Annotated in this window: 16 protein-coding genes; 9 read left to right on the plus strand and 7 right to left on the minus strand. The window is 53.3% G+C overall.

Going from position 1 to position 17,061, the window contains the following annotated elements:
• Positions 1-227 precede the first annotated feature (227 nt).
• Positions 228-1,829, plus strand: coding sequence for a c-type cytochrome (locus tag NWAT_RS05100; RefSeq protein WP_013220077.1), 1,602 nt, complete (start codon positions 228-230; stop codon positions 1,827-1,829).
• 995 nt (positions 1,830-2,824) lie between these two features.
• On the opposite strand, the gene zwf is transcribed toward NWAT_RS05100, so the two are convergent.
• The 5 genes from zwf to NWAT_RS05135 all read right to left on the minus strand — a co-directional run bounded on the left by zwf (position 2,825) and on the right by NWAT_RS05135 (position 7,571).
• Entirely contained in the window at positions 2,825-4,348 is a 1,524-nt protein-coding gene (gene zwf / locus NWAT_RS05110; RefSeq protein WP_013220079.1) for a glucose-6-phosphate dehydrogenase, read from the minus strand.
• Positions 4,349-5,791 carry an NADP-dependent phosphogluconate dehydrogenase gene (gene gndA, locus NWAT_RS05115; protein ID WP_013220080.1) on the minus strand — a complete coding sequence of 481 codons (1,443 nt, stop codon included), beginning with the start codon at positions 5,789-5,791 and terminating at the stop codon, positions 4,349-4,351.
• 276 nt (positions 5,792-6,067) lie between these two features.
• On the minus strand, positions 6,068-6,775 hold the full coding sequence (locus tag NWAT_RS05125) for a helix-turn-helix transcriptional regulator (protein WP_013220081.1): 708 nt from the start codon (positions 6,773-6,775) through the stop codon (positions 6,068-6,070).
• Positions 6,772-7,215 (minus strand): DUF2231 domain-containing protein, encoded by a 444-nt coding sequence (locus NWAT_RS05130; RefSeq protein WP_013220082.1) that lies wholly within the window; start codon positions 7,213-7,215, stop codon positions 6,772-6,774. Before NWAT_RS05130 ends, NWAT_RS05125 begins: the two co-directional genes overlap by 4 nt.
• Complete coding sequence (locus NWAT_RS05135) at positions 7,212-7,571, minus strand: hypothetical protein (RefSeq protein WP_013220083.1); 360 nt, start codon at positions 7,569-7,571, stop codon at positions 7,212-7,214. Before NWAT_RS05135 ends, NWAT_RS05130 begins: the two co-directional genes overlap by 4 nt.
• A gap of 214 nt (positions 7,572-7,785) precedes the next feature.
• Between NWAT_RS05135 and tal the strand changes: the two genes are divergently transcribed.
• The 8 genes from tal (at position 7,786) to NWAT_RS05180 (ending at position 16,523) form a co-directional block, all read left to right on the plus strand.
• Positions 7,786-8,916, plus strand: coding sequence for a transaldolase (gene tal, locus NWAT_RS05140; RefSeq protein ID WP_013220084.1), 1,131 nt, complete (start codon positions 7,786-7,788; stop codon positions 8,914-8,916).
• A 71-nt stretch (positions 8,917-8,987) separates the two neighbouring features.
• Positions 8,988-10,061 carry a DUF6600 domain-containing protein gene (locus tag NWAT_RS05145; RefSeq protein ID WP_041350493.1) on the plus strand — a complete coding sequence of 358 codons (1,074 nt, stop codon included), beginning with the start codon at positions 8,988-8,990 and terminating at the stop codon, positions 10,059-10,061.
• Between the two features lie 150 nt (positions 10,062-10,211).
• The gene (locus tag NWAT_RS05150) at positions 10,212-10,823 is read left to right on the plus strand and encodes a DedA family protein (protein WP_013220086.1); all 612 of its coding nucleotides are present in this window, start codon (positions 10,212-10,214) and stop codon (positions 10,821-10,823) included.
• A gap of 3 nt (positions 10,824-10,826) precedes the next feature.
• The gene (locus NWAT_RS05155) at positions 10,827-11,969 is read left to right on the plus strand and encodes an AI-2E family transporter (protein ID WP_013220087.1); all 1,143 of its coding nucleotides are present in this window, start codon (positions 10,827-10,829) and stop codon (positions 11,967-11,969) included.
• Positions 11,970-12,330: 361 nt separating this feature from the next.
• Positions 12,331-12,912: a DUF1003 domain-containing protein gene (locus NWAT_RS05165; RefSeq protein ID WP_013220089.1), complete on the plus strand. Its 582-nt coding sequence runs from the start codon at positions 12,331-12,333 to the stop codon at positions 12,910-12,912.
• Positions 12,913-12,967: 55 nt separating this feature from the next.
• Positions 12,968-14,875: a potassium transporter Kup gene (locus tag NWAT_RS05170; RefSeq protein ID WP_157679806.1), complete on the plus strand. Its 1,908-nt coding sequence runs from the start codon at positions 12,968-12,970 to the stop codon at positions 14,873-14,875.
• A 47-nt stretch (positions 14,876-14,922) separates the two neighbouring features.
• A complete protein-coding gene (locus tag NWAT_RS05175) occupies positions 14,923-15,267 on the plus strand; it encodes an AI-2E family transporter (protein WP_232420212.1) in 345 nt (114 codons plus the stop codon).
• A complete protein-coding gene (locus NWAT_RS05180; protein ID WP_095522186.1) occupies positions 15,264-16,523 on the plus strand; it encodes a Glu/Leu/Phe/Val family dehydrogenase in 1,260 nt (419 codons plus the stop codon). The genes NWAT_RS05175 and NWAT_RS05180 overlap by 4 nt, the downstream gene beginning before the upstream one ends.
• 35 nt (positions 16,524-16,558) lie before the next feature.
• Here NWAT_RS05180 and NWAT_RS05185 read toward each other — a convergent pair whose 3' ends face one another.
• Positions 16,559-16,879: a bile acid:sodium symporter family protein gene (locus tag NWAT_RS05185; protein WP_041350495.1), complete on the minus strand. Its 321-nt coding sequence runs from the start codon at positions 16,877-16,879 to the stop codon at positions 16,559-16,561.
• Entirely contained in the window at positions 16,833-17,045 is a 213-nt protein-coding gene (locus NWAT_RS16620; protein WP_157679808.1) for a hypothetical protein, read from the minus strand. The genes NWAT_RS05185 and NWAT_RS16620 overlap by 47 nt, the downstream gene beginning before the upstream one ends.
• Positions 17,046-17,061 lie beyond the last annotated feature (16 nt).

Below are 17,061 nucleotides of genomic sequence, written 5' to 3' on the forward strand. Positions count from 1 at the left end.
ATTTTGGCCGCTTCCAACATTCTAAATCGATAGATTGCAGCTATTGCGGAAACCGGCCTAATGTTGGTTTTTAGTTCTTCTTGAAAAATAAAATGGAAGAGCTACTTTTTATTTGTAGGGAGAAGAGATTTTACTTTAGGGAAGAGCGTTGTGAAAGGTGCTTAATCTTGTCAACAAAAGAAGTGTGCTAGCGCTGGAAATTCACCGCTGGCGAGGAGGTTACCTCTATGATGCGGCTAAAGCGGAATTGGTGTGTACTTTTACTGTTTTATTCAGCATCAGGTTATGCAGACGGATTTTCTAAGTTTCTTGTTGATCTTGATAATTTCTTCCTAGGCAGCAATCTTGTCCGGCATCAGCGTGAGTTTGAGCCTGGCCGTGACGATAGTAAAGTTCAACGGGGCCGGGATATCTGGCTTAACAACACTTATGGTGGAGAGAAGTTTTTCGATTTTCTAGCTCATAACCCTGATCCCAACAGGCGCTTGCAGATCGGCTTTGAGAATGTCATCAACACGCCCCGGGATCAGCGTTTTCAGACCTGGGGCACCATTAATGATCCTGACTGTAGGGCCAATCCCCAGGGAGGGCCGGATCTTTGCGCTGATTCCAACGCCAGCGGCGTTATTGGAATCCGCCAATTTCGTACCGCCGAGGGGCGGACAATCTTTGGCCTGTCCTGCGCCTCGTGCCACGCGGGTTTTAATCCACTCAACCCACCGGCAGATGTTAACGAACCGAACTGGGACAATATCCACACAACGATCGGCAACCAGCATTTGAAGGCTGGCAAATTCCTTGCCGCGAATCTTCCTGCCGGCGATCCACGGCGTTTTATGTTTGACGCATGGCCGGATGGCACGGTCGATACCACGGCCCTTTTTAGCGACCATATCATGAACCCAGGCACGATTACGCCGATTTGGGAGCTCCGGCATCGTCCCACTTTTGAGGTGGGGTCCGGTAAGCCTCAAATCCGGATGGGACAAGGGGGGGAAGACGATCTCGGTAGTCAAAGGGCGACATTGCGCGTCTACACAAATATTGGCGTCTGCTTTCTTGAATGCGTCGCGCCGCGCCTTGCAGAGGGCATGCCTATTGATCTTGAACAGTGCCGCCGCGACTGCGCCGATCTCCCCCCGGGGCAGGATCTCAATGACTTGAGGCGATTCCTGCGTTCAATCAAGGCGCCGAAGCTTCCATGGTCAATTCAAACGGCTACCTCTTCTGAACCCTTGCATAAAAAATATCTTTTTGCTTGGGGGCGAAAGGTCTTCAGAGAGAATTGCGCCTCCTGCCATACCCTTAGGGGTAAGGCTAGGCGTGTGCTCTCCAACGATGAGGTGAACCCGCTTGTCCAAGATCCAGCGAATGCCACCAACGCCTGTCGCGCCCTCACGACCCAATGGGAGGCAGACCATTTGTGGGCGACCTTTTCTTCCCAGGTCTACAAGGATCGGGCGGATGCTGGCTTAAAAGGGTATCGTACTATGCCGCTTGCGGGGATTTGGGCAACTGCGCCGTTTCTTCATAATCAATCCGTCGGTCCTTACGCTGATGCAAACGCCTCGCCCGAAGAACGCGCAGAGACCTATGAAGCTGCGATGCGTGAACTGCTTTCACCATTTCGCGTACCCAAGATCAATGTTTTGCCGGTAGCGGCTGGACCTTTCCCGGCTGGCACGCCATTAGCTTTTGTCTTTAGCCGCGATCCAGAGACCAATGCACTTCTCTGCGATGATATTGTTGAAAACCGAGGCCATTACTATGGCTCGGACCTTCCCGAGGAAGACAAAGAAGCCCTTATTGTTTGGCTCAAGCGACAATAAGCGCTTTGCTGTAATTAGGCCATCCCGAGAAAAATTTAAATGAAGAGTAACGGGATGGCCTTTCGGGTTCTACTCAATCGCTGTATTGAGATTTAATTATTTAGGAGCGCTTAAAAGTAGTACTTTGACTAAGGTGTCATGTGACAATTCTAAACAGTATTATTTTTTAAATATTTTCGGTAAAAAATAAACGGCACATCCTTGTGTCGCATGAATGAATTAAAATTGTTATCCATAACAAATTAAGGGAGAGGAGGGTCAATCAAAGAGTGAAGCTCTGCTATAGAGCCTCTAATTTAAATAGAGTGAGTGATAAGTTTCATTGCTTTGCGATCCTTCTTATAGGTAAGAGCTTTTTCACATGCATAGCGCTGATACATTCTTTCTGCCGTGTATCAAAAAATCCCACACAACCTTCACCCGTGACAAAATACCATCCCCGTTGTGCCGCGCAGCGAAAACGCATTTGCTTCCTCATGGCAACATGCCTCCTTTAGCGTCTTTCCCCCTATGGGCTTACCTAAAGTTAACCACGATCCATACCAGCTTAAATTTTATAGAAATAACAAAGGGTTGAGTAAAATCGGTCCTGGCAGGCAGCTTAAAATGCGGCATTTCGCGTAATTTAATAGGGCAAAAGTCTAAAAACTTATCGTTTCACCTTTTTCGAGGCAGCTCGGTATAAGTTAAATGCCGATGATATAAAGGTAGATTGGGATGGAAACGAAAGTAAGGAGGAAGTTTTTTGTCCTGATTAAGTGTCATCGATCAGGACAGAGAGTAATGAATGATCGCTCGTTTGTGGACGGATAAGACGCTAGCTAAGCGCTTATTTGTATATTTCTTTGAGCTTGGTAACAAATAAAACTCTGTGTAATAGCTGGTAAATATATACCTTATCCTCAATGCACTTTCTAATTAAGAAAAGATTGAGGTTTCTTTAATGCCTAATCTCTTGCTAATTGAAAAAGACGCTGATTCCATTGGGACTTAGGTTATCCTTTCCGTTCAGACAAGGTAGGAGCAAGCCAACTTCTGCCGCTATGGGCGATTAAAACCTCGGCGGCCTCCGGCCCCCAGGTGCCGGCATGGTAGTTGGGGAAGTCTATGGCGGGGTTAGTCTCCCAAACGTTGAGTATGGGCATCAGTAGGCGCCAGGCAGCCTCTACTTGATCCGCCCGGGTAAAGAGGGTGGCATCTCCTTGCATAATATCCCAAAGCAAGGTCTCGTAGGCGGTGGGCGAAGCGGTCTGGAAAGCGTCCTGGTAGCTAAAACGCATTTCCACCGGACGTAGGATTAGGTGCGGACCGGGCTGTTTAGCCATAAACCTGAGCACGATCCCTTCCTCGGGTTGCAGTCGAATGACCAATTGCGCCGGCTGGGCGTTAAGTCCAGCCGAGGCTGGAAAAGCCTGATGGGGTACTTCCTGAAAGCGAATGGAAATCTCTGAGGCGTCTACGGGCAAGCGCTTGCCCGTACGCAAATAAAAGGGCACCCCTTGCCAGCGCCAATTGTCTATGTGTAATTCCAAGGCGCAATAAGTTTCCGTATTGGAATCAGGGGCGACTTTGCCTTCTTCCCGGTAAGCAGGTACTTGCGTCCCATTTATCCAGCCTGCTCCATACTGGCCCCGGGCGGCATAGCGTCCGACTTGTTCCTCCTTTATGGGCCGTATGGCATGCATGAGATCCATCCGGCGGTCCCGTAAATCGTGAGTATTAAAGGCGACCGGAGGCTCCATGGCCACTAAACATAATAATTGCAGGAGGTGATTTTGAACCATGTCTCGCAGCGCCCCAGCTCGTTCGTAATAGCCAGCCCGGTGCTCCACACCCAAGGTTTCTGCCGCGGTAATGGCGATATGGTCAATATAACGGCGATTCCAGATAGGTTCGAAAATAGGGTTGGCAAAGCGCAGCGCAAGGATGTTCTGCACAGTTTCCTTGCCCAGAAAATGATCCATGCGATAAATTTGAGATTCCTCAAAGTGATGGTTCAAAGCTTGGTTAATGTCACAAAAGGATTCCAAGTCATGGCCCAGGGGTTTTTCCACGACAACTCTGGCGCGTTGCCGTTCCTTGGCGAGACCCGCCTCGCCCAGGCCATTAGCTAGATCAGCGAAGAGAAAAGGCGGCGTGGCCAGGTAAAACACCCGTTCAGCCTTTCCATGCCAGGTTTTATCCTGCTCTGCCAGCGCTTTCGCTAGTTGGGTATAAGTGCTCGGGTCCGCGATGTCAGCCTGGTGGTAGCGAAGCAATTGGGCAAAGGACTGCCAGGTCTTTTCATCAGGGATAGGCCGGCGGGAGTGCTGCTGGATGCCTTTTCGGTAGTGTTGGGCCAGAGCGTGCTGATCGTAATCTTGGCGGTCAATACCCATTAGTACCCACTGCTGGGGAAGAGCTTTATCCAGGTACAGGTTAAACAGGGCCGGGAGAATGAGGCGCCAGGAAAGATCGCCGCCGGCGCCGAAAAGGACAAAAACAGTAGGTAGTTTCTGGGAAGAGTGGGATTCCATCATTTAATGTTTGCTCCATTCCACATGAAAGCTGCCTTCCCGATCGGTACGTTGGAAGGTGTGGCCGCCAAAATAATCCCGCTGAGCCTGGAGCAAATTAGCGGGTAGCCAGGCACCACGGTAACTATCGTAGTAGCTAAGCGCGGTCATAAGTCCGGGGGCGGGGAGTCCCCAATAGCTTGCCGCGCAGACCACTTCCCGGAGATCCGCATGGTTGTCGGCGATGGCGGTGGCATACGCGGCATCAAGAAGGGGGTTGATGAGGCTGGGATCACGCTGGTAAACGGCGCGTAACTGTTCCAACAATTGGGAACGAATAATGCATCCTCCGCGCCAGATGCGCGTTACCGTTTCTAGGGAGAGATGATAATCATAATGCTGGTTTGCAACTCGCAACAGATGCATGCCCTGGGCATAGGTCAGTTCCATTGCCACCTGGAGGGCGTTACCCAGTTGAGTGAGGAAAGCTTCCCGGTGAACCGGCATCATCTCGCTGGGTCCGTTTAATAGTTGGCTGGCCTGCTGGCGTTGCGCCTTTATAGCGGAAAGTACTCGCTGGGTAACCGCAATATCAATCAGGGGCGTTGGTGTTTGGAGAGCGAAGCTTTCTTGGGAGGTCCATTGGCCGGTGCCTTTTTGGTGGGCGGTGTCGAGAATATTATCTAGTAGATAACCTTCCCCTAGAGGGTCCCGTTGCAGCAGAATATCGGCGGTAATTTCCAGGAGAAATCCTCCCATGGGACCCTGGGCCCAGCTTTCATAAATCGGGTGCATTTCCTCGTGGCTAAGGCCCACCCCTCGATATATCAGGTCGTAGCTTTCAGTGATGAGTTGCATCAGGCCATATTCGATGCCGTTGTGAACCATCTTCACGTAATGACCGGCCGAACCTCGTCCTAGCCAGCCCACGCAAGGCTCTTCTCCCACTTTAGCAGCGGCGGCTTCCAACATGGGACGCAGTCTTTCCCAGACGCTGGAGTCGCCTCCAGGCATCATGCTTGGGCCGTGGCGGGCACCGTCCTCGCCACCGGAGACTCCCATTCCTACAAAGTGGATATTTTGTTGTGCGAGGGTTTGAATACGGCGATCAGTATCCCGAAAGTGGGAATTCCCCCCATCAATTAGGATATCGCCCTGCTCTAGGCAGGGACCGAGATCCTGGATGACGCCGTCCACTGGATCGCCGGCGGGAACCAGCAGGAGGATAATCCGTGGTTGGCGGAGGCTGGCTATCAAGGACTGGATATCATTGCAGGCATCCACCAATGCGCCTTTCGGAAGCTGTTCTTGAGCCATCTGAGTTAGGCGGGTTCCTTTCTCGGGATTCCGATCATAGCCCACCACACTAAAGCCTTGTTCGGCAAAATTAAGCCCTAGATTGGCGCCCATCACCCCGAGACCAATGATTCCAATATCCGCAGATGCTGGTGATTGTGGGTGGGTCATCTTTTTCTCCTGTGTAGGCAGATATTTATTTAAAAATAAGGATCAGGGATAAGCGGGCCTTTCTCTCCGCAAACCTAAGCTGCTTATGGAGCGTCGGGTGCATCATTATATGAAGAAGCGTAGGACTGGTGGAAGCTAAAGTCAAAGCGCGCCTGCGCCTATCCGGTAAGCGGATAGAGGCGAAGCGGTAAAAAAAGAAGCCGATGCAGCGCAAGGGGTTATTGGAGGACATACATCTGGCAGGCTGATGCTGCCTTAGCATAGAACAAACCGAAATCAGTCACTATGAAACGCCGACTCCGTTTCAAGGCTGAAACGGTAATCTGGCGCTAGGGGCTGATCTGCAAGCACGCGAAAAGCACAGCGGCGATCGCCCTCCTGGAATTTGGCTTCCCGGCGGACGCGCACGCCAAGGAGCCGGCTTAAAGTAGCCAGGGTAACACTGCAAAGCTGGGGGCGCTGAAGGGCCAGGTTGAGATAGGGACAATTACGTTCCACCAGCAAGTAGCCCTTTTCATCTTGTTCTACATGGGTATAGGGGTCCTGCTCGAAATAAATTCCCGTTAAGGCTTTAATACGCTCTGACAGAGGCAAGCCACGCAGTTTTGTTTCCCACCGTGCTACCTGTTTATCCGTGAGCGCGGCAAGCAAGGTGCGCACGGCTTCCTCGCCAAAGTTGTCAGCCAGCGTATCCATAAATTCCAGGGACAAGGAATCGTAGAATTTCGGAAATAAGTGATCGCCGGCCGGAGTCAGTGCAAACACTGCGGCTGGCCGGCCCTGGCTAAGGGATTTAAGCCTTCCGACACGCTGGATCCAGCCTTCTTGTTGCAGCGTTGCTAGATGTTGACGAACCGCCTCCCGGGTTAGGTTCAGGCGATCCGCCAGTCCAGCCAGGGTGGTACTGCCTTGGGCTTTAAGATAACGCAGAATTTCACCCTGGGTTTCCGGTAGACTCTCCAAGAGGGTAGTAGTTGGACTCATACCGGATCGCGGTAGACGTTAACGCCGTGATAATACACCAGTCGTGCGCCCCGATGACCACCGATAACCAGCAGCACAAATCCAACCAAACTAAGGCCAGCAAGCCAGACAGGCATGGCTTCCGGAGGTACGCGCGTGCGTACTAGCAAATCCAGCAAGAAAACTCCCCAGGCCGTGCTCATGTAAAGCATGTGGCGTTGCACTGTCGGCAAGGCAGGATGGGTGCGGTCAAGTAGTAGGAAATCAACCCAGCCTGGCACCATGGCTACTAAGCCGGTAAGCGCGCCAGCGACCAGCGCCCAGTAGGCCACGATCCAGGCGCTTGGCTGACCGGTAATGAGAAAGACGCCGTCAGCCAGCAACGCGGTGGTCCAGGCTGCGATAGGGAAATGCACCAACATGGGATGCACGGGCGCTCCGCCCAGCCGTAAACCAGTCATACGCTAGGCGGTTGCTGTAATAGGGTCCACAGTAAGAGCAGAACACCCGTTACCGCGAGCAGAGCGTGGACTACGATCAACTGCCGGGGGTGGGGTTCCTGGCGCACCTGAAAGCTTAACAGGTAAAAGCCCCCTAGCGCCGCAACGATCAATAGCCCCAGTGCAACCTTGAGTATCCCCGGTGCTGTACCCAGAATCACCGCAGCTATCAGCAACACCAGACCAGAAGCGACCAGCACCCCATGTGCTGCCGCTAGCAGCCACGGAATTTCTTGTCCGCGGAAACTGCGGGTAGCCATCACCACGCCGCCCAGCGCTCCTGCCAGAAACAGACCTAATGCCCAGTAAAGTAACATATTTATCTCCTTCTCTCTTATTTATACAAGCAATCATTTGTTAAATATAGCAGGCGCTTGCCGGGAGTCAAGAGGCGCATAGAACATTTGTTTTAGCTATGGGGTAATGAAATTATTACACCGTTTTTAAATAAGAGTTTGTCTACACTATAATTATATAAAATTTTTGGAGGTTGAGAAATCTTCAAATCCCCAAGCCGACGAGGTAGCTTTTATGAACCAGACTGGAAATGAAAATAGCTTAGTCCTGTTGCGCGAGCTAGGTCAGTCAATTTGGCTCGATGGGATTGACCGCCAGCAACTTATGGGGGGTACTTTAGAACATTTGATTGAAGTGGACGGCCTTGCGGGCCTTAGTATTAACCCGGCTACTTTCGAGAAAGCGATTGCGCAAGATAGCTATTATCAAGCTGCTATAGACAAGGAAGCCGGGGCAGGCTCTTCGGCCCACGAAGTTTACGAGCGTCTGATAGTGGAGGACGCCCGTTTGGCTGCTGATCGTTTCCAACCGCTTTACCGTCAAACCGAGGGACGGGAGGGTTTGGTTAGCCTGGAAATTTCCCCTTTGCTGGCCCATGACACCGAGGCTACGGTGAAGGAGGCGAGCCGTTTGTGGCAAGCGGTTGAGCGGCCTAATGCCATGATCGCTGTCCCTGGCACCAAAGCTGGACTGCCCGCCATCGAGCAACTTATCAGCGAGGGCATCAACGTCAATGTCACCCTCCTGTTCTCCGTCGGCCGTTATCTGGAGATGGCTCATGCTTATAGAGCAGGCTTGGAAAAGCGTTTGGCAAGGGGGCAATCGATTAACCGGGTGGCTTCGGTCGCTAGTTTTTTCCTAGGCCGCATTGATCTTAAGGTGGATCAGCTTCTGGATGAAATTGCCAGGGAAAGTGATTCCCGTCGCGCCGACATAGCCCGCGGGCTGCGGGGTAAGGCAGCCCTGGCCAGCGCGGGATTTGCCTATGAGCGTTTTGAGGAATTTTATGGGCAGCCCCGCTGGGAACAGCTCGCTGAACGAGAAGGCCGGAAACAACGCTTGCTGTGGACTTCAACCTCTACTAAGGATCCCTTTTACAGCGATACTAAATACGTGGACTCCCTTATTGGGCTAGAAACGATCAATGCCATGCCCATGGCCACCCTGGAAGCTTACCGGGAACATGGACAGCCTGACATCCGGATATGGACGGCGGTTCACGAAGCCTCCAATATCATGCACCAGTTGGCAGAACTGAAAATTGACCTGCGGATTGTGGATGAGAACTTGGAGGAGGAGGGAATAGCTCAGTTCATTGAGCCTTATAACCAGTTGCTGGCAGCCTTGCAACAACGCTGGAATTAGCCCTCAAGAGTCCCTCTCGGCGCTAACGTATGAAAGTGCTTGCATTTTGGTCCATATTGAAGAGAAAAACTATGAAAGGGTATTGGCTAGCGATCGTCTTAGCATGCGCAACGGTGAGTGGGTGCGCAACGACCCCTGGAATCGATTTTTACGAAGGCAGCTCGGCTACGATAGATGAGCGTGTGTTTTATACCCGTCTCTCGCCCTACGGACACTGGATCGAGCACGTACAGTTTGGCTGGGTCTGGTATCCGTCTGGAGTTTCAGTAAACTGGCGGCCATACACGCAAGGGCAATGGCTAGAGAGCGATGAATTTGGCTGGATCTGGGTTGCTAGCAACGCTGAACCCTGGGGTTGGGCCACTTACCATTACGGACGCTGGTACGATGATCCGGCGTATGGCTGGCTATGGATTCCAGGAACTGAATGGGGGCCGGCATGGGTGGATTGGCGAATCAGCGGCGATTTTATCGGTTGGGCGCCGCTGGGTCCGAATGTCGAATTTGATATCTACGAGGGTTTAGGCCCAGCCAATTTCAACATTGGTTGGGCCGGCTGGGCGTTCGTTCCCAGACGTGAGTTTCTTTATGCGCGCATCAACGAGGTCATCGTGCCACGCTCGCGTAATGTCACGATCCTGAATGAAACCAAGGACGTTACCCGCTATACGGTGCAAGGAGACAGAATTGTAAATAATAGCATCAGTGTCGCTGCTATAGAAAAGGCCACTGGTAAAAAAATACAACGTTATCAAATAATTGAAGCTAGTAAACCCAACCATACGAAAGTAGGCGGGAATCAGATCGCTCTTTACCGGCCAAGGGTGAGCCGGGCGCCCGCGGGTTCAAGTCCGCCGAAATCTGCAATTGCCAAGCAGCGGAACGCAGCTCTAAAACAAGCCCCTCGCCACGGCAGTGGAGAAAAATCACCTGGTGCGAGGGCAGACCTCCAGCAACGGCAGGAGCAAGAGTTTCAAAAGATGGAGCAGCGTCATCGCGCCGAGCAAGATCAGATGAAAAAGCAGCGGAGTAACGCAAGCAAAAAAATGAATTTACAGCGACAGCAGGCCGAAGAGCGTCGGGCGCTGCAGCGGAGGCATGAGCAAGAGAGGCGTGTCTTCCAAGCCAGAGGTCATTTCAGATAGATGTGAAAAAACACAAAGGCGATCGCTTACATTCAACCCCTTGACCTCGATTTGAAGAGGGATTAAAACATGTTCCGCCGTCCTCGGGCGAGGCTAACGCATGAAAGCTAGATCCCCTTTAAGGTTTTTTCTCCTCGGGAGTAAACGCCAATGGAACATCTCCAATGGCTTATGCCCTATTTAGAGCACTATGGCTATGGGGCGCTTTTTATTGGTAATTTATTGGAAGGCATGCTTATTCCCATGCCAGGGCAGCTTCTGCTTATGGGTGCTAGTCTAATGGCCGCCCACGGCGATATGCAGATTTACCTGGTGCTGCTCGCGGCTTGGAGCGGTGCCATTATAGGTAACCTGCTAGGCTACGGATTAGGGTATTATGCGGGCCGGCAAGGGCTTCTTCGTTATGGGCAGCGCTTAAGCATAGTGAATCCAGCCCGCCTTTCCCGGATCGAATATTATTTTGATCATTACGGGAGTGGGCTGGTGGTCATCGCCCCGTTCTTTGAGGTGTTGCGGCAGCTTAATGGCTTTTTTGCCGGGACTATGAGAATGCCAATTTGGCACTTTATTCTTTGTATTACTCTAGGGACCGCGTTATGGGTGGGGCTATGGGGGGTTGGCGCCTACCTTCTAGGAGAGCACGTCCAGGAGGTATTTTCCTTTATCAAAAAAGCAGAACCCTATGTAGTTGCTGCAGGGGTATTTGTGCTGCTCGCGGCAACGTTGTATTTGCTGCGACGGCGCGGTGAATGCAGGGGATAGTGCTTGGCCGTTAATAAGCCCTTGGAATCGCTTCCCTGGTATCAGCGTCACCTCTGGCAAATCGTGCCGGTACGGGATGTGCTATGGATTTCCCTGGGGATATTCCTGTTATGGTTCGGCTATCAGCTGCGGGCTATTTTTATCCCCTTGCTCATAGCCTTTGCCTTTGCCTATTTATTTGATCCCCTCATTCGCTGGGGAGAACGGTATTGCAAAATGCCCAGGCCCGCGACCATCAGCTTGCTTCTTGCCCTGGTCATTATGAGTAGCGTGTCTCTAGTAGCATGGCTAGGGCCGGAGTTTCTCAAGCAGTTCGCGGAGTTGTTGCGCGGGCTTGTTGACTATCTTCAAACGCTTGCTATCGAATACGATATTCATCTTATAAAGTCTTTGCGGGCCAAGCTAGAAAATTGGGTTCAGCACCTGGAGGAAAATCCGGTGGGGTTTATCGTTGAAAATACTGAAACCTTGCTCATCGGCACAACCCAGGCTGTTACCGTAGTAAGTCACATTCTAGGCGCCGCCGCCTATGTGGGCACTATGATCCTATTAATTCCATTCTATTTTTTTATTATTGCCTGGCGTTTTGGCGCCATCATGGGCAAGCTAAAAGAGTTCATGCCTGCAAAAGAAAAAGACCGAATCCTTATTATTGCCAAGGAAATGGATGAAGCAGTAGCGGCTTTTTTTCGCGGGCGCTTGGTCATTGCTTTGGTGACTGCCGGATTGTTTTCTCTGGGCTGGTCGCCATTAATTGCGGATGTCCCCTACTGGTTGGTGCTGGGAGTCAGCGCCGGCATATTGAATTTTATTCCTTATTTGTCGACGCTGGCCTGGCTCGCGGCAATTTTCTCAAAAGGTTTAGCAATAGGCTTTAGCGGTGGTTTTGATCTGTGGCTAGTGATTATTTGGCCTAGCCTTGCCTATGGCATTGTCCAATTTCTTGATGGCTGGCTGCTTACGCCTTGGATCCAAGGACGCAGTCTCAATTTGGGCGCCATTACCGTTGTCGTTGTAGTGCTCATTGGCGGGACAGTTGGAGGACTCTATGGATTATTACTCTGTATTCCCATGGCCGCCTGTGCCAAGATTCTGTTTACCGAACTGATTTTGCCCCGTTTTTATCAATGGACGGAAAAACATTAGTTATTTTTATTGAAAGAGTAGGAGTTTCTCGGAGCTAGAAACCTTAACCAAGCGATTTATGGTGAGTTCTGGGATAAAAAACAGGGCGGATGTGGTTAATGAGCGAGGCTGCGATGGCGGCTGTGCCCGATTTGGGAAATATTTTTTAAAGTGTACCTCTTATCACCATAAGGGAGAAAATGGAGGTGAAACCACCTCCCTTACACCAGAATTATCGGATAGCGAAATCTTTGCCGTCTGAGAGCGTGTCTATCAGATTAAGTCTAGAGTTTTACATTGGCGCTAGTTTGTTCAAAAGACCGATCCTAATAAGCACTCATAATGCAGAACTACCGATAATTTTAAATCATGGGGGGCCTTCATGAATCACTACGTCGTTGAACTCGCGCAAACCTTGTTGAACACTGGCTTCGATCAGCTCTCCGAGCGCGAACAGCGGGTAATCCGCCGTATCGCCAAACGGGTCCATATCAGCCGCAACGTCAACCACGAGTTTGACACGCAGCTCACGCTCGGCCAGCGGTTGGCCGACCGGGTCGCCGCCTTCGGCGGCTCATGGACGTTTATTATTTTATTCACCCTGATTCTGGTGCTATGGGTGGTGTTGAACTCGGTTGTTCTGGCACGCGCTGGCGAGGCTTTCGACCCCTACCCCTATGTGTTCCTGAACCTGGTATTGTCGATGCTAGCGGCGATCCAAGCGCCGGTGATCATGATGTCGCAAAACCGCCAGGTAGTCAAAGACCGGCTCGACGCCGCCCACGATTTTGAGGTCAATCTGAAAGCGGAGTTGGAAATCATGCAATTGCACGAAAAATTGGATCAGATCCGCGACCAGCAGATCAAAGAGTTGCTAACCCTGCAGCAGGAGCACAGTCGACTGTTGGCGCTGCTATTGGAATGTTGCCCGCGGCCAGAAGCCACACCACCGCAAGGAGCATGAGGGCTGGATTTCCAGGACGGGGCCTGGGGGTGGGCTGCGATTTTATGGATATAAGATGATGGGCCAGGCTCTGAGAACGTCACCGTCCGCGACGGCAGACGCCGCGCTTGCGCTCGCTGCGCTTGGAGTGGTGTTCGGCGATATTGGCACCAGCCCGCTGTACGCGCTCCGCGCCTGTTTCCTTGGCACCCATCCGGTGGTGCCTACGGCGGCCAACGTGCTCGGCCTGCTGTCGTTGATCACGTGGGCGTTGATCGTCGTGGTCACCCTCAAGTACGTGACCTTTCTGCTACGCATCGACAACCATGGCGAGGGCGGCATTTTGGCGTTGCTGGCGCGGCTCAGACCTCGGCGTGAAACCCGCCATCCGCAACGCCGGTGGTTGGTGTTGCTCGGCATTGGCGGCGCGGCGCTGCTCTATGGCGACGGTGTGATCACCCCGGCGATTTCGGTGTTGAGCGCGGTCGAGGGTCTGACGCTGACGGCGCCGCTGCTGCGCCCAGCGGTGCTGCCAGTCACCGTGCTGATCCTGCTGGTGTTGTTTTTTGCCCAGGCGCGCGGCACGGCCCGCATCGCAGCGCTGTTCGGGCCGCTGATGCTAGTCTGGTTTCTGATCCTAGCAGCGCTCGGGGTGAGCGGTATCGCGCTGCGCCCCGAGGTGTTGGCGGCGCTGGCGCCGCACCACGCCATGCGTTTTCTGTTCGAGCAGGGCGGCTTCGGGCTGCTGGTGCTGGGAGCGGTGTTTCTTGCCGTCACCGGCGGCGAGGCATTGTACGCCGATATGGGCCAGTTCGGTCGCCGCCCGATCCGCTTGGCCTGGTTCGGCGTGGCGCTGCCAGCGCTGTTGCTGAATTACTTCGGCCAGGGGGCGCTGCTGCTGCAGGACCCGCGGACCACCGAGCCGTTCTTCCATCTGGCGCCTGGCTGGGCGCTGCCGCCGCTGGTGCTGCTCGCCACCGTCGCTACCGTGATCGCCTCGCAGGCGGTCATCACCGGCGCTTTTTCGCTCACCCGCCAGGCCATCCAACTCGGACTATGCCCGCGATTGCAGATCAGGCACACTTCGGCCGACGCCGCCGGCCAGATCTACTTACCGGCGGTGAACACGCTGTTGCTGATCGGCACGCTCGCGCTAGTGTTAGGATTCGGTTCCTCCGAGCGGTTGGCCGCCGCCTACGGTTTTGCGGTCTCGGGCACGATGCTGCTCACCACGCTGCTGATCTATGCCGTGGCGCGCCAGCAGACAGGCTGGAGTCGGTGGCGCGTCGGGCTGCTCGCCAGCGGGTTTTTACTCGTCGATCTGGCTTTCTTTCTCGCCAACGGGCCGAAGATTGCTGATGGCGGCTGGGTATCGGTGTTGATCGGCGGTAGCATTTTTATTCTGTTGACTACCTGGCATCGCGGCCGTGAATTGCTGGCGCAACGCCGCTGCGGCGCTGCACGCCGTAGCGGTGCCCGCCTGCTGCCGGCATGGCTGGCTGAACTGGGCGCCAGCCCCCCGCCGCGGGTTCACGGAACGGCAGTGTTTCTGACCACCCACCGCAACACGACGCCGCCGGTATTATTACATCACCTGCGTCACAATCAGGCGCTGCACCGGCAGGTGGTGCTGCTGACCGTACTGACCGACCATCGGCCGCGTGTGCCGCTCACCGAACGGTTCACCCTGGACAAGCTCGGCTTCGGCTTTTTTCGGCTCAGTGTCCATTACGGTTTCATGGAGTCCCCGAACGTGCCGGCGGCGCTGGCCGCCTGCGCGCCGCTCGGCGTCGTCGTCGACCCGGCCCGGACTACCTATTACGTCGGTCGCTGGACGGTGATCGCGATCGCCAATAGGACCGGTATGACCCTGTGGCGTGAACGCCTGTTCGCGTTTCTAAGCCGCAACGCGTTGCCGGCCACGGCGTTTTTCCGCCTACCGCCTGAGCAAGTGATGGAATTGGGGATGCCGGTCGAGATCTGAACCGCTACTTCATCCAACTGGTTGGTGCTGGGGTCAGTGCCGGCATATTGAATTTTATTCCTTATTTGTCGATGTTGGCCTGGCTTGCGGCGATTTTCTCAAAAGGCTTAGTAATAGATTTTAGCGGTGGTTTTGATCTAGGGCTGGTGGTCATCTGGCCTAGCCTCGTTTATGGCATCGTCCAATTTTTTGATGGCTGGCTGGTTACGCCTTGGATCCAGGGGCGCAGTCTCAATTTGGGCGCCATTACCGTTGTCATTATAGTACTCATTGGCGGGACAGTTGGAGGACTCTATGGATTATTACTCTGTATTCCCATGGCCGCCTGCGCTAAAATCCTGTTTACTGAACTGATCTTGCCTCGTTTCTATCAATGGACGGAAAAACATTGAAGCCAACAAAAGACTATAATCCCCGGTGGAGCGCGGACAGCTATCTCGCCCAAGCCCTGCGGCGGATTGGTGCTAGCGAGGCCATGAAGCATCTGCTCCAGGCATCCTACCGGGAAGTAAAATTTGAATTGCCTTTGGTGCGCAAAGATGGCTCGCTAGCCGTTTTTCACGGCTACCGGGTGCAACATAATCATAGCCGCGGACCCTTTAAGGGAGGTATTCGCTACCACCCTAGCGTCAATTGGGAGCACTCTCATGCTCTGGCTTCTGTCATGACCTGGAAAACGGCGCTCATGGATATCCCTTTCGGTGGCGCCAAGGGGGGGATTGATTGTGATCCCGCCATGCTCTCCTCCTCGGAGCTGGAAACCTTAACCAAGCGCTTTATAGCGAAATTAGGCCCGTTAGTGGGGCCGGATCAAGATATTCTGGCGCCCGATATGGGTACCAATGCTCAAACCATGGCTTGGCTGTACGATGCTTATTCCCAGGGACAGGGTGATGAGCCCGCGGTAGTGACTGGGAAGCCGGTGGGATTGGGGGGGTCCTATGGCCGGGCTGAAGCTACCGGCCGGGGGGTGGCGATGGTGGCCGCGTGGGCTGCTCAAGCGGAAAAACTTAACCTTACCGGCGCGACGGTGGCTATCCAAGGATTTGGCAATGTGGGCAGTTGCGCGGCCCGCTTCCTTGCGCAAAGAGGGGCCAAAGTGGTGGCTATCAGCGATGTGCGAGGGGGAGTCTATAGTGGTGATGGTTTTGATATCGAAACCATTATTCATTCCAAGGAAGCAGGGGGAAAATCTGCCTCGATTCTGGAGCTAGCTGGAAGAGGCGAAGCCATTAGCAATGAAGAACTGCTTACCCTGGGGGTTGATCTCCTGATACCGGCGGCGGTAGGGGGAGTATTGCATGAAAATAATGCGGACCAAGTAAAAGCCCGCCTGATTGTGGAAGGGGGTAACCTGCCCACGACCTGCGGGGCAGCCGAGATTTTACGGGATCGTGGCATCCCGGTGGTGCCGGATATTCTGGCCAATGCCGGTGGCGTTACTGTTTCCTATTTTGAATGGGCGCAAAACTTGCAACGCTATCGCTGGGAACGGGAAACAGTCCAGCAAAGATTGGAAAAGACTTTAAAAGAAGCGTGGGATAATGTACAAAAAAAGGCGGAAGAAGAGTCTCTTTCTTACCGGGAAGCGGCCTACACCATTGCCGTTGGACGGGTGAAACGCGCTATCGAGTTACGGGGATTTTGAGCAGCGCTGATTAAAACTAGTGTGGCAGGGGAAATTCAGTTTTCCTTTCGGGATAGTCCCCGATCCACACTACCCGCCACTAAGTGTTGCACCAAATTGTAGAGGATGATGGGCAGCATTACCCGGGGATGATCCGCCAGAGTCAGGGAGGCTAGCACCAGGCCCGTCCCGTTATTATTCATCCCCAAACCAAAGATTAGCGATATTTGCTGCGCCCTGTCGGTTTTCAATAGCTGGGCAAGTCCCCATCCCGAGGCGAAAGCGAGGCCGCACAGCCCCAACGTAATCGCCAGCATCACCGCAAGAAAATCAGGATCGGGATGAGCAATTGCCTGTGGTCTCGCCCAGGGAAACATCCCGTATCCATAGTCCCCAGTCTGGCCACCACGCCGCTACGGCATACGCGCCGAGCAACAGCCAGATAAACCGCCGGTGAATGAAGTGGGACAAAGTCGCAAGAAAGGACGGGCGTTTTTGTGTTTCGCTGTCGGTTGTCTCCTGTTCTGTTGGATTTGCCTTCATAGAAAACTCCCTAAAA

Origin of the sequence: Nitrosococcus watsonii C-113, assembly GCF_000143085.1 — a bacterium.
GTDB lineage: Bacteria > Pseudomonadota > Gammaproteobacteria > Nitrosococcales > Nitrosococcaceae > Nitrosococcus > Nitrosococcus watsonii.

Coding starts and splice junctions, on each gene's coding strand:
- NWAT_RS05165 (WP_013220089.1), top strand. CDS start 12,331: ATGAATCACTACGTCGTTGAACTCGCGCAAACCTTGTTGAACACTGGC.
- NWAT_RS16620 (WP_157679808.1), bottom strand. CDS start 17,045: ATGAAGGCAAATCCAACAGAACAGGAGACAACCGACAGCGAAACACAA.
- NWAT_RS05150 (WP_013220086.1), top strand. CDS start 10,212: ATGGAACATCTCCAATGGCTTATGCCCTATTTAGAGCACTATGGCTAT.
- NWAT_RS05135 (WP_013220083.1), bottom strand. CDS start 7,571: ATGTTACTTTACTGGGCATTAGGTCTGTTTCTGGCAGGAGCGCTGGGC.
- NWAT_RS05125 (WP_013220081.1), bottom strand. CDS start 6,775: ATGAGTCCAACTACTACCCTCTTGGAGAGTCTACCGGAAACCCAGGGT.
- zwf (WP_013220079.1), bottom strand. CDS start 4,348: ATGATGGAATCCCACTCTTCCCAGAAACTACCTACTGTTTTTGTCCTT.
- NWAT_RS05185 (WP_041350495.1), bottom strand. CDS start 16,879: ATGTTTCCCTGGGCGAGACCACAGGCAATTGCTCATCCCGATCCTGAT.
- NWAT_RS05130 (WP_013220082.1), bottom strand. CDS start 7,215: ATGACTGGTTTACGGCTGGGCGGAGCGCCCGTGCATCCCATGTTGGTG.
- NWAT_RS05145 (WP_041350493.1), top strand. CDS start 8,988: ATGAAAGGGTATTGGCTAGCGATCGTCTTAGCATGCGCAACGGTGAGT.
- NWAT_RS05170 (WP_157679806.1), top strand. CDS start 12,968: ATGATGGGCCAGGCTCTGAGAACGTCACCGTCCGCGACGGCAGACGCC.
- tal (WP_013220084.1), top strand. CDS start 7,786: ATGAACCAGACTGGAAATGAAAATAGCTTAGTCCTGTTGCGCGAGCTA.
- gndA (WP_013220080.1), bottom strand. CDS start 5,791: ATGACCCACCCACAATCACCAGCATCTGCGGATATTGGAATCATTGGT.
- NWAT_RS05100 (WP_013220077.1), top strand. CDS start 228: ATGATGCGGCTAAAGCGGAATTGGTGTGTACTTTTACTGTTTTATTCA.